The 13,899-nt window shown below is 68.7% G+C and carries 9 protein-coding genes; 6 read left to right on the top strand and 3 right to left on the bottom strand.

What is annotated here, in order from left to right; translation table 11 throughout:
* Positions 1–273 precede the first annotated feature (273 nt).
* The 4 genes from L1081_RS01900 to L1081_RS01885 are packed head-to-tail and all read left to right on the top strand — an operon-like array spanning position 274 to position 5,191.
* A complete protein-coding gene (locus L1081_RS01900) occupies positions 274–1,041 on the top strand; it encodes a 2Fe-2S iron-sulfur cluster-binding protein (RefSeq protein WP_489414942.1) in 768 nt (255 codons plus the stop codon).
* On the top strand, positions 1,038–2,030 hold the full coding sequence (locus L1081_RS01895; RefSeq protein WP_489414941.1) for an FAD binding domain-containing protein: 993 nt from the start codon (positions 1,038–1,040) through the stop codon (positions 2,028–2,030). The genes L1081_RS01900 and L1081_RS01895 overlap by 4 nt, the downstream gene beginning before the upstream one ends.
* A complete protein-coding gene (locus L1081_RS01890) occupies positions 2,027–4,204 on the top strand; it encodes a molybdopterin cofactor-binding domain-containing protein (RefSeq protein WP_489414940.1) in 2,178 nt (725 codons plus the stop codon). Before L1081_RS01895 ends, L1081_RS01890 begins: the two co-directional genes overlap by 4 nt.
* 57 nt (positions 4,205–4,261) lie before the next feature.
* The gene (locus L1081_RS01885; protein WP_489414939.1) at positions 4,262–5,191 is read left to right on the top strand and encodes an SMP-30/gluconolactonase/LRE family protein; all 930 of its coding nucleotides are present in this window, start codon (positions 4,262–4,264) and stop codon (positions 5,189–5,191) included.
* Between the two features lie 21 nt (positions 5,192–5,212).
* Here the strand turns inward: L1081_RS01885 and L1081_RS01880 are convergent, their stop codons facing one another.
* The 3 genes from L1081_RS01880 to L1081_RS01870 all read right to left on the bottom strand — a co-directional run bounded on the left by L1081_RS01880 (position 5,213) and on the right by L1081_RS01870 (position 9,943).
* Positions 5,213–6,145, bottom strand: a complete 933-nt coding sequence (locus L1081_RS01880; protein WP_489414938.1) for a DmsC/YnfH family molybdoenzyme membrane anchor subunit — start codon at positions 6,143–6,145, stop codon at positions 5,213–5,215.
* Between the two features lie 4 nt (positions 6,146–6,149).
* Positions 6,150–6,887, bottom strand: a complete 738-nt coding sequence (locus L1081_RS01875) for a 4Fe-4S dicluster domain-containing protein (protein WP_489414937.1) — start codon at positions 6,885–6,887, stop codon at positions 6,150–6,152.
* Positions 6,888–6,997: 110 nt separating this feature from the next.
* Positions 6,998–9,943, bottom strand: coding sequence for a molybdopterin-dependent oxidoreductase (locus L1081_RS01870; protein ID WP_489414936.1), 2,946 nt, complete (start codon positions 9,941–9,943; stop codon positions 6,998–7,000).
* Positions 9,944–10,025: 82 nt separating this feature from the next.
* On the opposite strand from L1081_RS01870, the gene L1081_RS01865 reads away from it, so the two are divergent.
* Positions 10,026–10,961 carry a LysR family transcriptional regulator gene (locus L1081_RS01865; protein ID WP_489414935.1) on the top strand — a complete coding sequence of 312 codons (936 nt, stop codon included), beginning with the start codon at positions 10,026–10,028 and terminating at the stop codon, positions 10,959–10,961.
* A gap of 141 nt (positions 10,962–11,102) precedes the next feature.
* Positions 11,103–13,889 (top strand): ExeM/NucH family extracellular endonuclease, encoded by a 2,787-nt coding sequence (locus L1081_RS01860; protein ID WP_489414934.1) that lies wholly within the window; start codon positions 11,103–11,105, stop codon positions 13,887–13,889.
* Positions 13,890–13,899 lie beyond the last annotated feature (10 nt).

Raw genomic sequence — 13,899 nt, 5'->3', positions numbered from 1 at the left:
GCCTCGCATGCGGGAGCCTTGCTTGGCTCCGTATGCTGGGCTTGCGCCGCGGCATTTGGATTTGTCGGCATATCTCTCCCCTGCTGAATCATATCGACCGACACGCAGCGCAGGATGGCTTGAGCAGGCCCCCGCAGGTATAAAAAAAACCGATGCCTGCAACAAGTTATCGATGGCTAAGCTGAGAAATCGACGCCTCTGAAAAGCGCATGGGCCACGCCCCGTGCGGCGAGGTCCCTTCATCGATCGATCCATCCCCAGGTGCCACCCACGATGACATCCCTCCTTTCCGATGAACGGCAAGCCGATGATTTGCCTGACGACGACGACAACAGCAACCCTCTTCTCCCCTCACCCGCCGGCCAGCTGACCCGCCGCGCCTTCCTTGCGGAAAGCGGCACGACCGGCATCGCCGGCATCCTGGCGTCCGCGCCTATGGCCGCGTCGGTGGCATCGGCCGCGCAGGCGGATGCCAACGCAGCGCCGCCCTCTTCTTCCATGGCCCTGGCCCTGCGCGTCAACGGCAAGCCGCATGCGCTGCAGGTCGATCCGCGCACGACCCTGCTCGACTTGCTGCGCGAGCAGATGGCGCTGCCGGGTACGAAGAAAGGCTGCGACCACGGCCAATGCGGCGCGTGCACGGTGCTCGTGAATAACCGCCGCATCAATTCCTGCCTGGCACTCGCGCTCTCGCACGACGGGGCGGAGATCACCACCATCGAGGGGCTGGCGCGCGGCAGCGAGCTGCATCCGATGCAGGCCGCCTTCATCAAGCATGACGGGTTCCAGTGCGGCTATTGCACCTCGGGGCAGATCTGCTCGGCCGTGGGCATGCTGCGCGAGGCCGAGCAAGGCGCGCCGAGCCACGTCACGGCCGATGTGCGGCGCACCGGGCCGGTGGCGCAGCTGAGCGACGCCGAGATCCGCGAGCGCATGTCGGGCAACATCTGCCGCTGCGGCGCCTATCCGGGCATCGTGGCCGCGGTGCGCGAAGTGAGCCTGATGCCGCGCGCGGCCAGCAGCAGAAGGAGCCGCGCATGAAGCCCTTTGCATTCACCCGCGCCACCGACGTGGACACGGCCGTTCGGGCGGCCACGCAGCCCGGCGCAAGATTCCTGGCCGGCGGCACCAACATCGTCGACCTGATGAAGGAAGGCGTGGAAGCGCCCGACCAGCTGGTGGACATCAACCGCTTGCCGCTCGCGGCCATCGAGGCGCAGCCCGGGGGCGGCCTTCGGCTAGGGGCTCTGGCGCGCAACAGCGACACGGCCAACCACCCCGTGCTGCGCACGCGCTACCCGCTGGTGGCGCAGGCCATTCTTGCGGGCGCCTCGGGCCAGTTGCGCAATGCCGCCACCAACGGCGGCAACCTGCGCCAGCGCACGCGCTGCCCGTACTTCTACGAGGTGACCCAGCCCTGCAACAAGCGCGAGCCGGGCACGGGCTGCAGCGCGCTGCAGGGCTTCAACCGCAACCACGCGGTGCTGGGCACCAGCGCGAAGTGCATCGCGAGCTATCCGGGCGACATGGCGCAGGCGCTGCACGCGCTCGATGCGGTGGTGCAACTGCAGGGGCCGGCGGGCCGCAGGACGATTCCGATTGCGCAGTTCCACCGCCTGCCGGGCGAGACGCCCGAGCTCGACGCCAACCTGGCACCGGGCGAACTGATCACCGCCATCGACCTGCCGGCCGAGAGCGCACGCTTCGCGCAGCGCTCGCACTACCTGAAGGTGCGCGACCGTGCCAGCTATGCCTTTGCGCTGGTGTCGGTGGCGGCCGCACTCGACATGGAGGGCAGCCGCATCCGGCAGGCGCGCATCTGCCTGGGCGGCGTGGCCCACATGCCCTGGCGCGCGCGCGAGGCCGAGGCTCTGCTGCAGGACGCCGAGCCCAACATGGCGCTGTTCCGCCAGGCGGCGGATGCCGCGCTGGCCGCCGCCACGGGCTTCGAGCACAACCGCTTCAAGATCGAACTGGCCAAACGGAGCATCGTTCGCGCGTTGGAAACCACGAGCAGGAGCACGGCATGAACAGGCAAGCGAATCCCCTCATCGGACAGCCGGTCGACCGCGTGGACGGCCGCCTCAAGGTGACCGGCCAGGCGCGCTATGCGGCCGAATTTTCTTACCCGGGGCTGGTGTACGGTGTTGCGCTGGGCAGCACCGTGGCGGCCGGGCGCGTGCGCGACATCGACACCGCGGCGGCGGAGCAATCGCCCGGTGTGCTGCTGGTGCTCACGCACAAGAACGTGCCCAAGATGGCGCCGCCCGCGCCCGAAACGCCGCAGAACCGCTTCACGCGCGCCACGCCGCTGCTGCAGGACACGGCCATTCACCACCACGGCCAGCTCATCGGCTTCGTGGTGGCCGACACGCTGGAGCAGGCACGCCATGCGGCCACGCTGGTGAAGGTGAGCTACGACGCAGCCCAGCCCCGCATCGGCTTCGATGCCAACGTCAAGAACGCCTATGCGCCGGCCGCCATCAACGCCGGCTACAAGACCGACACGCGGCGCGGCGACCTCGACCAGGGCCTGCGCGCCGCGGCGGGCACGGTCGATGCGGTCTACAACACGCCCATCGAGCACCACCACCCGATGGAGATGCACGCCACGGTGGCCGCCTGGGAGGGCGACAACAAGGTCACGGTGCACCACTCGCTGCAGATGGTGAGCGATGCCGCCCCGGCGATTGCCGCCACCTTCGGCATTCCGCGCGAGAACGTGCGCGTGGTGTGCCCGTTCGTGGGCGGCGGCTTCGGCAGCAAGATCCTCACGCGCGACAACGCGATGCTGGCGGTGCTGGCCGCGCGTCTCGTGAAGCGGCCGGTCAAGCACGTGCTCACGCGGCAGCAGATGTTCATGGTGGTCGGCCTGCGCCAGCACAACCGACAGCACATGCGGCTGGGCGCGGATGCGAGCGGCCGGCTCACGGGGCTGGGCCACGACACCGTCACCCACACCTCGGTGCACGAGGAGTTCGTCGAGCAGACCGGCGTCATCTCGCGGATGATGTACGAGGTGCCCAACTCGCAGATCACCCACCGCGCCTTCAGGCTCAACGTGCAGACGCCGAAGTGGACCCGCGCACCGGGCGAGGCGCCCGGCAGCTTTGCGCTCGAATCGGCGATGGACGAGCTTGCCGAGCAGCTGAAGATCGACCCCGTGGAGCTGCGCGTGAGGAACGACGCCAGGACCGACCTGGACACGGGCAAGCCCTTCGGCAGCCGATCGCTCATCGAATGCATGCGCATCGGCGCCGAGAAATTCGGCTGGAGCAACCGCAGCGCCATGCCGCGCAGCCGCCGGCAGGGCCACTGGCTGGTGGGCTACGGCATGAGCGCGGCATCGCGCGGCGCACCGCACCGCGGCGCCTCGGCCAACCTTGTGCTCACGCGCAGCGGCCGCGACGTGCGCGCGGTGGTGGAGATGTGCGCCACCGATCTCGGCACCGGCAGCTACACCGTCATTGCGCAGACCGCCGCCGAGGCGCTGGGGCTGCCGCTCGACAAGGTCGAGGTGCGGCTCGGCGATTCGGCCCTGCCGCCCACGCCCGGTTCGGGCGGCTCCTGGGGCGCCAACACCTTCTGCACCGCGGCGCTCGCGGTCTGCGAAGCGGCCAAGCAGCAGCTGCGCGAGAAGGTCAACCTGCGCTTCGTGCGCGAACCCAGCGTGGCGGAGTTGCTGCAGGCGGCCCAGCTGAACGAATGGCGCGCCAGCAACACGGCCACGCCGGGTGCGGACATTGCCGCCTGGTCGCACTACGCCTTCGGTGCCAACTTTGCCGAAGTGTGGGTCGACGAAGACCTGGGGCTGGTGCGCGTGCCGCGCTACCTGGCGGTGATTGCGGCCGGGCGCATCCTCAACCCCAAGACCGCGGCGTCGCAGATCATCGGCGGCATCGTCTGGGGCATCGGCAACGCGCTGATGGAAGAGTCGGTGCTCGACGAGCGCAGCGGCCATTTCGTCACGCGCACGCTGGCCGACTACCACGTGCCCGTGAATGCGGACATCGGCGACGTGCAGGTGCTCTTCGCGCCCGAAACCGACACCCGGGTCAACCGCATGGGCGTGAAGGGCGTGGGCGAAATCGGCATCACCAGCGTGGCCGCCGCCGTTGCCAACGCGGTCTACAACGCCACCGGGCGCCGCGTGCGCGACCTGCCCATCACGCCCGACAAATTGCTGATGCCGGTCCAGGCATGACGAAATAACCAGGAAGAAGCAAACTCGGAGCCCTGCACAGAAGAAAAGGGGCTCCCGATGCACATCCGCGAACTCGCCGCCGGCCTGCAGTTTCCCGAAGGGCCCGTTGCCATGGACGATGGCTCCGTGCTGCTGGTCGAAATTGCCCGCGGCACGCTCACGCGCGTGCGGCACGACGGACTGGTGCAGGTGGTGGCCGACCTGGGCGGCGGGCCGAACGGCGCGGCCATGGGGCCCGACGGCGCGGTGTACGTGTGCAACAACGGCGGCTTTCGCTGGCACACCGAGGCCGACGGCTGCCACCGACCGGTGGGCCAGGCCGACGATTATTCGGGCGGCCGCATCGAGCGCGTGAACCTGGCCACGGGCCGGGCCGAGCGGCTCTACGACACAGCCGACGGGGCTGCGCTGTGCGGCCCGAACGACATCGTGTTCGATGCGCAGGGCGGCTTCTACTTCACCGACCTGGGCAAGACGCGCGAGCGCGACATGGACCGCGGCGGCGTGTTCTACGGCCACGCCGACGGCAGCGGCGCGCATGCGGTGGCGCGGCCGGTGATGACGCCCAACGGCATCGCGCTGTCGCCCGACGGCCGCACGCTCTACTACGCCGAGACCGAAGGCGCACGGCTCTGGGCCTTCGACATCGCGGCGCCGGGGCGCGTGCGCAAGGACGGCTGGCCTTCACCGCACGGCGGCCGCATGCTGTGCGCATCGCCGGGCGGGCACTACCAGCGCTTCGACTCGATGGCGACCGATGCGCTCGGCAACCTGTGCGTGGCCACGCTGCTGCACGGCGGCATCACCATCGTCGCGCCCGACGGCAGCAGCTGCGAACACGTGCCGCTGCCCGACCGCTACACCACCAACATCTGCTTTGGCGGACGCGGCATGCGCACGGCCTACGTCACGCTGTCGGGCAGCGGGCGGCTGATTGCCATCGACGACTGGCCGACGCCGGGCCTCCGGCTGAACTTCCAGGTCTGAACGGAGCCCTTGGTCCGGTCCTCAGGACACCACCTGGTAGTACAGGTTCTGCGGGTGCTTCGCCTGCGCGAAGAAGAACCAGCGCTCCGCGAGCAGCCCCGGTGCCTGCACCAGCACCGCCAGCAGCCACGGCCACACGGCCCCGCTGGCAACGCCCCACAGCAGCAACAGCGAAGGCAGCGCGAAGGCCAGCAGCAGGAAGCCGAGCTTCATGTTCCTGAGCGCGGCCAGCGTGGCGCCGTGAAAGAACTCGCGCGTGTTGAACGAGCCGGCCGACATGCCCATCGACTTTTGCACGAGCTTCTCGGCGTGGATGCCGGTGGCCGATTGCAAGGTCGACTTGTGGCGAATCGCCGCGTTGCGCCTGAGCGCCCCGCCGCGTGCGGCCCATGCCGCGAGCGTGGCGGCGAGCGCCCAGGGCCCGAACAGCTGCACGAAGCGTGTTTCGCCCGACAGCACCGCCATCGCACAGGCCAGCACCAGCCCCGACGACAGGCCGATGAGCGTGAAGTTGACGATGGTGAGCGGGTGCGCCCATTCCTCGATGAAGCGCAGGCAGGCGTAGATCATGGCGGTGCAGTACCAGAGCGCGGCCGCGCCGCACAGCACCAGCACCGGCAGCAGCCACGACCACGGCGCACCGGCGCCGAAGCGCAGCGACAGCCACCACAGCGCCACCAGCGCGATGAAGCCCGGCAGCACGATGACTTCGCGGGACATCCACGAGGTGCGCCACATCAGCACGGCGCGCCAGGCGCGGCTCTTGCGGCCCAGGTGCATGAACGAGGCCGCGAGGCCGGCCGCGAGCAGCACCTCGGCCACGCCCAGCGCCAGCGCGAGAAAGCCGGGCGCGAGGCCCAGGCCGAACAGCACCGCAAGCGCAAGCGCGACGACCAGGCCCTGCGCGGCGCCGGCCAGCGTGGTGAAGAAAAGAATGGAGAACGCGGGATGCATCGGGCTACTCCTGCGTTTCGATCGAGGGGGTGGTCTGCTGCGTGACGTGGCGCGGCAGGTACTGGTTGGCCGGGCTGGTTTCCCACTCGGGCATCAGCTGGTAGCCGCCGCGTTCGCGGATGGCCCTGGACACTTCGGAGTCCGGATCCTTCACGTCGCCGAACAGGCGCGCGCCGGTGGGGCAGGCCTTGACGCAGGCGGGCTTGCGGTCTTCCTTGGGCAGGTGCTCGTCGTAGATGCGGTCGACGCACAGCGTGCACTTGGTCATGACCTGGCGCTCTTCGTCGAGTTCGCGTGCGCCGTAGGGACAGGCCCATGCGCAGTACTTGCAGCCGATGCACTTGTCGTAGTCGACCAGCACGATGCCGTCTTCCTTGCGCTTGTAGCTTGCCCCCGTGGGGCACACGGGCACGCAGGGCGGATCTTCGCAGTGCAGGCAGCTCTTGGGGAAGTGAACGGTCTGCGTGGCCGGGAAGGTGCCGGCCTCGTAGGTCTGCACGCGGTTGAAGAAAGTGCCGGTGGGATTGGCGCCGTAGGGCTGCGCATCCGCGAGCGGGCCAGCGCTGCCGGAGGTGTTCCACTGCTTGCACGACGTGACGCAGGCATGGCAACCGACACAGACGTTGAGGTCGATGACGAGGGCGAGTTGCCTGGCGAGGGTTTCGCCCGGTTCGGCGCGTACGGATTGACTCCCTCTCCCGCTTGCGGGAGAGGGTTGGGGTGAGGGCGCAGCAGCCCGCATCACCGCACTGCTTCCAATTCCAGCGCCGCCGCCCTCACCCCAACCCTCTCCCGGAGGGAGAGGGGGCAAGGCCGAAGAAACCGGAGCCATCAGGTCCTTGAGCCACTGCATCATTTCTTCCCCCTCCCCGCAAAGTACGTCAGCACGCTCGCCGCCTTCCCCAGCACCCCCGGTGCACTCGGCATGCTCGCCATCTGCGGAAAGCTCTCTTCCGGCTCGCCCGGTTCCGCGGGCCGTATGCGCACGCGCACGTCGTACCAGCCCGCCTGCCCCGTGACCGGATCCGAATTGCTGATTCGGCCGCTCGCGGTGCCCGCGCAAGGCAGCTCCTCGCTGATCAGGTGGTTGAGCAGGAAGCCCTTGCGCGCCTCGTCCGCACCGGGCGCCAGCTGCCATGCGCCATCGGCCTTGCCGATCGCGTTCCAGGTCCATACCGTGCCGGGCTCCACCGCCTCGCTGTAGCGCAGCATGCAGCGCACCTGGCCCCACTGGCTCTCGACCCAGCACCAGCCGCCGTCGGCAATGCCTGCGGCCTGCGCGGTGAGCGGGTTCACGTGAAGATAGTTGTGGCTGTGGATCTGCCGCAGCCACGCGTTCTGCGAATCCCACGAGTGGTACATCGCCATCGGCCGCTGGGTGATGGCGTTGAGCGGATAGGCGTCGAGATCGGTCGAGGCCTCCTCGAGCGGCGGGTACCAGAACGGCAGCGGATCGAAGTAGGTGTCGATGCGCTCCCGCAGCGCATCGGGCGGCTGCCGGCCCGGGCTCTTGCCCTGCGCGGCCAGGCGGAAGCTCTGCAGCGTGTCGGAGTACAGCGCCAGCTGCACCGGGTCGTTGCGCTGGCGCCAGCCCTTGTCCTTCGCGAAGTCGAGGTACTCGCGGTTCCAGTTGCGCATGTAGTGCATGGTCTCGGGCATGTGGTACTGGAACACGCAGTTGTTCTGCGCATAGGCCTCCCACTGCTTCGGGTTGGGCTCGCCGCGCAGGTGCTCGGTGCCGTCCTTGCCGCGCCAGCCCATCAGAAAGCCGATGCCCGGCTGCGGCTGGAAGTTGACGACAAAGTCCGGATAGCCCGAGAACCTGCGCCCGCCCTCGGGCGTGGTGAAGGCCGGAAACTTCAGGCGCGAGGCCAGCTCGATCAGCACTTCCTGGAAAGGCTTGCACTGGCCGGTGGGCGGCACCACCGGAATACGCACCGAATCGACCGGCCCGTCGAACTCCGAGATCGGCCGGTCGAGCATGCTCATCACGTCGTGGCGCTCGAGATAGGTGGTGTCGGGCAGCACCAGGTCGGCAAAGGCCACGGTCTCGCTCTGGAAGGCGTCGCACACCACCAGGAAGGGGATCATGTGTTCGCCCTTCTCGTCCTTGCGGTTGAGCATCTCGCGCACGGCCATGGTGTTCATGCTGGAGTTCCAGGCCATGTTGGCCATGAAGATCAGCAGCGTGTCGATGCGGTAGGGATCACCCTTCACCGCGTTGGTGATCACGTTGTGCATGAGCCCGTGCGCCGACAGCGGGTGCTCCCACGAGAACGCATGGTCGATGCGGATCGGCGAGCCGTCGGGGTTGATGGCCAGCTCTTCCGGGTTGGCCGGAAAGCCCAGCGGCGCGGCATTGAGCGGCGTGTTGGGCTGGATCATGCCGGGGTCGTTGAAGGCCCGGTAGTTGGGCACGATGTGGCGCGGGTACGGAGCCTTGTGCCTGAAGCCGCCGGGCGCGTCGATGGTGCCGAGCACGCTCATCAGCACCGCCAGCGCGCGCACGGTCTGGAAGCCGTTCGAATGCGCCGCGAGCCCGCGCATGGCGTGGAAGGCCACGGGCCGCGCCTGCGTGGTCGCATGCTTCTTGCCCCAGGCATCGGTCCACGCAATGGGCAGTTCGAAGGCCTGCCTGAGCGCGGTCTCGCCCATCTCGCGCGCGAGCTTGCGGATGCGCTCTGCATCGATGCCGGTGATGGCCTCGGCCCACTCGGGCGTGCAGCTGGCCACGCGATCGCGCAGCAGCTGGAACGACGGCGCCACCCGCGTGCCGTCGGCCAGCGTGTAGTGGCCCTCGAGCGCGGGGTCGCAGCCGTTGGCAATGCCTTCGGGATACGCGTTCTTCACCCCACCGCTGCTCTTGTCCCACACCAGCTTGTTGTGCGGATTGCGTCCGTCGCCGGGTGGCCCGCGCGTGGGGTCCGGGTCGAAGGCGAACAGGCCCTGGCGCTCGCAGTCGTCCAGCACCACGAGCTGCGGCGCGTTGGTGAAGCGCTTGAGAAAAGCGTGGTCGATCAGGTCGCTCGCGATCAGCTCGTGCAACAGTGCCATGAACAAGGCGCCGTCGGTGCCGGGCTTGATCGGAATCCACTCGTCCGCAATGGCCGAATAGCCCGTGCGCACCGGGTTGATCGAAATGAAGCGGCCACCCGCGCGCTTGAACTTGCTGATGGCGATCTTCATCGGGTTGCTGTGATGGTCCTCGGCCGTGCCGATCATCACGAACAGCTTGGCACGGTCGAGGTCGGGCCCGCCGAATTCCCAGAAGCTGCCGCCGATGGTATAGATCATTCCCGCGGCCATGTTGACCGAGCAGAAGCCGCCGTGCGCCGCATAGTTGGGCGTGCCGAACTGGCGCGCGAAGAGGCCCGTGAGCGCCTGCATCTGGTCGCGGCCCGTGAAGAGCGCGAACTTCTTCGGATCGGTCGCGCGGATCTTGCCGAGCCGCTCGGTGAGCATGTCGAAGGCGCGCTCCCAGCTGATGGGCTCGAACTCCCCGGCCCCGCGCTCGCTGCCGGCCTTGCGCAGCAGCGGCTGCGTGAGGCGCGCGGGCGACACCTGCTTCATGATGCCCGACGAGCCCTTGGCGCAGATCACGCCCTTGTTCAGCGGATGCTCGGGGTTGCCGTCGATGTAGCGCACCTCCGGGCCATGCGCGCCTTCGCGCAGGTGCACGCGAATGCCGCAGCGGCAGGCGCACATGTAGCAGGTGGTGGTCTTGACCTGGGTGTCCGCCGTGGGCGTGGGGGCGACGAGCGGATCGTGGACGGGCTCTCGGGACAGGAAACTGAACACTGGCGGTCCTTTGTCTTCATGCGGGGCTGCGCCGATGTTAGAGAGCATCGATCAAACGAAAAAGCGGAGAATATCGCTCACGATGACCGGAAAAACAGATCAGCAGCACACCGCGCAGCGGCTTCGCCTCAACCTGCGCCAGCTCGAGGTGTTCGTGGCCACGGCCCGGGGCGGCAGCACGCGCGCCGCGGCCGACCGCGTCGCGCGCTCGCAGTCGGCCGCGAGCAGCGCGCTGGCCGACCTGGAGTCTTCCGTGGGCGCCCTGCTGTTCGACCGGCTCGGCCGCCGCCTGGTGCTCAACGAGAACGGCCGCGCGCTGCTGCCCAAGGCCCAGGCGCTGCTCGACCAGGCCGGCGAGGTGGAGGCACTCTTCAGCGGCGAGCATGCGGCGCCGCTGCGCGTGGCGGCCAGCTTCACCATCGGCGAATACCTGCTGCCCGAGCGCGTGTCGCAATGGACGGCGCTGCATCCGCAGAGCCAGGTGCACCTGCACATTGCCAACACGCGCGACGTGATCGAGGCGGTGGCGGGCTTCGACGTGGATGTCGGCTTCATCGAGGGGCCGCAGACCCACCCCGACCTGGTGGTGCGCGCATGGCGCGAGGACGAGCTGGTGATCGTCGCGGCGCCGGGGCATCCGCTCGCAAGGCGCATCGCCACTCACCACCAGCTCTCGCAAGCCACCTGGGTGCTGCGCGAGCACGGTTCGGGCACGCGGCAGGTCACCGATGCGTGGCTGATCCAGAACCTGGAGCAGGTGCGCGTGGGCTTTGAACTCGGCAGCACCGAGGCCATCAAGCGCGTGGTGGCCTCGGGCACGGGGCTCGCCTGCCTCTCGCGCTACACGGTGGCGCAGGCGCTGGAAGACGGCCACCTGATCGAGCTGCGCACGCGGCTGCCCGCGGGCATGCGGCGGCTGGCCACGGTGATGCATCGCGACAAGCTGCTCGGCCGCGCCACCGCCGACTTTTTGCGGCACTGCGGGGCGACCGTGCCGCGCGCCTCGTCGGTGCGTTAGCCGGCCGCCAGCGGCAAGAGCGCGTTGCGTCGACCCGGCAAATTGCCCGGGCCGGGCGGGGGTGTCTCGGGGGCTACACACAAGAACCGTAAAACGCCGGCTATCCGCGCGCTGTTCCCCTCTTTCATCCAGAAAATTCCCATGACATCTCCAGCATCGAGATCGTTCCGCCAACTCAAAGCCCTGGCCCTGGCACTGGCCGTCGCACTGACCGCTTGCGGCGGCGGCGGCAACGGCGGGGCCTCCTTTCCGTTGATCCCCCCGCCACCGGCAGGCAGCGCGCCGCCAGACACGCCCCCGCCGGTGGCGCAGCCGCCTGTCGCGCCCACATGCACCGCCACCGTTCCGGCCAGCGCGCCCCTCGCGCCCATCTCATCCATCCAGGGCACGGGCGACACCAGCCCCTTGGCGACGCAAGCCGTGACCGTGCGTGGCGTGGTCGTGGGTGACTTCCAGAACACCGGCTCAACGAGCGTGAAGCTGAACGGCTTTTTCGTGCAGCAGCTCGTGCCCGATGCCGACCCGCTGACCTCCGAAGGCATCTTCGTCTATGCGCCGGGCAACGCCACCCGCGTGGCCGCGGGCGACTTTGTCCAGGTCTCCGGCGTGGTGACCGAGTTCGGCCAGACCGCGGGTGCCGGGGCCAAGCCCGACAGCATCACGCAGATTGCCGGCACGACTCAGGAGCCCGTGTCCATCAGCATCTGCGGCAGCGGCGTTGCCCTCACCCCGACACAGGTCACGCTGCCGGTGGCGGACGCCGCCACGCTCGAGCGCTACGAAGGCATGCTGGTCGAGATTTCGCAGCCCCTGGCCGTGACGGAAATGTTCGAGCTGGGCCGCTACGGCCAGATGGTGCTGGCGTTGAACGGGCGGCAGTTCAATGCCACCAACGGCAACACGGCGGCCACGCATGCGCAGAACCTGCTCTCGCGCATCGTGCTGGACGATGGCTCCTCGCGCCAGAACCCGAGCCCCATTCCCTATCTGAGCGCGGCCGGCACCGACGGCACCCGGCGGATGGGCGACACGACGCAGAAGCTGACCGGCATCCTGAGCCACAACTTCGGCGCCTACCGCATCCAGCCCACGGTGGCGCCCGAGTTCGCGCAGGCCAATGCGCGCCCGGCGACCGCGCCGGTGGTCGGCGGCTCGCTCAAGGTGGCCAGCTTCAACGTGCTCAACTACTTCACCACGTTCCAGAACGGGGAGACTTCCTCGGGACTGACCGGCCAGGGCTGCTCGTTCGGCACCGGCCCCGCATCCGCGGCCAACTGCCGCGGCGCCAACAACCGCAACGAGTTCGATCGGCAGCAGGCCAAGATCGTGGCCGCCATCGCGGGCCTGGACGCCGACGTGGTGGGACTGATGGAGATCCAGAACACCGACGTGGCAACGACCGATCTGCTGGCGGCCCTCAACGCCAAGGTGGGCGCGGGCACCTATGCCGCGGTCAACAGCGGCGTGTTCGGCACAGATGCGATCAAGGTCGACATCCTGTACAAGCCAGCGAAGGTCCAGCGCATCGGCAACGCCGTTCTTCCGACCGGCACGGACCTGGCGGACTACACCGCCGCCAGCGGACGGCCGCCGCTGGCCCAGCGATTCAGCGCCGTGGGCAACAACGGTGGCTTCTGGTTCGTGGTCAACCACTTCAAGAGCAAGGGCAGTTGCCCCGGCACGGGCGACATCGACCTGGGCCAGGGCTGCTTCAACCTGGCGCGCATCCAGCAGGCGAAGGCGCTGAACAGCTTTGTCGGCAAGCTCAAGCTCATGGGCGAATCCGACGTGCTGATGATGGGCGACTTCAACAGCTACCTGCTGGAAGACCCGACCAGGGAACTGGAAGCCGCCGGCAACGAGAGCCTGCTCAAGCGCATGGCCGCCAGCGACCGCTACACCTACGTCTTCGGCGGCGAGACCGGGGCGCTGGACCACGCCTATGCCTCAGCTTCGCTGGGCGCGCAGGTCGGCGGCGTGAGCGTGTGGCACATCAACGCCGACGAGCCGACCGCGCTCGACTACAACACCGACTTCACCACCGACGACCGGTATGCGCCCACGCCCTTCCGGGCATCGGACCATGATCCCGTGCTCGTCGGCCTCACCCTGGCGGCCGATGCGGCAGTGACGCAGCCCATCGTCACCGCGTCGATCCCGGCGGCCGTCAAGGTCGGGGAAACCTACAGCGTGAACATTTCGGAAGCGCTGCCCGGCGGCTCGACCACGCTGTCTTCTCTTGCAGTCGACTGGGGAGACGGCACCGCCGCGACCGCGGCACCGGGCACGGGCACCGTCACTCACACCTATGCGGCTGCCGGCAGCTTCAACGTGGTGGTCACGCTGACCAACTCCGCCGGCCAGACCGCAACCCAATCGGGCAGCGTGAACGTCAGCACCGTGGTGGTGGTGACGCCGCCCGCGGACCATGAGCTGTTCTTCAGCGAATACGTGGAAGGCACGTCGAACAACAAGGTGATCGAGATCTACAACCCGACCGCCGCGGCCGTGGACCTGAGCCTGTACACCGTCAAGCTGTACGCCAATGGCGCGGTCGCACCGACCAACTCGCTGCCGCTGACCGGCACGCTGCCGGCCGGCGGCGTGCTGGTGCTGGCTAACGCCAGTGCCGCAGCGGCCTTCAAGCCGGCAGGCACCATCACCAGCGGCGTCGCCAACTTCAACGGCGACGATGCGCTGACGCTGGAGAAGTCAGGCGTGGTGGTCGACCGGTTCGGCCAGCTTGGGGTGGACCCCGGAACGGCCTGGACCGGCGGCGGCGTCGGCACGCAGGACCAGACCCTGCGCCGCAAGCCCGGCATCACCGCGGGCGATGCCGACGCGGGCGCCGCGTTCGACCCGTCGGCGCAATGGGTCAGCTTTCCGGTGGACACCTCCTCCGGCCTGGGCGCGCACACGCTGAACTGAGCGGCGCCGC

The sequence above is a fragment of the Variovorax sp. MSC1_012 genome, from assembly GCF_023667525.1.
Taxonomy (GTDB): domain Bacteria; phylum Pseudomonadota; class Gammaproteobacteria; order Burkholderiales; family Burkholderiaceae_C; genus Variovorax; species Variovorax beijingensis_B.
Note: the sequence above shows the minus strand (reverse complement) of the source record. Positions and strands in the feature narration are given on the sequence as shown.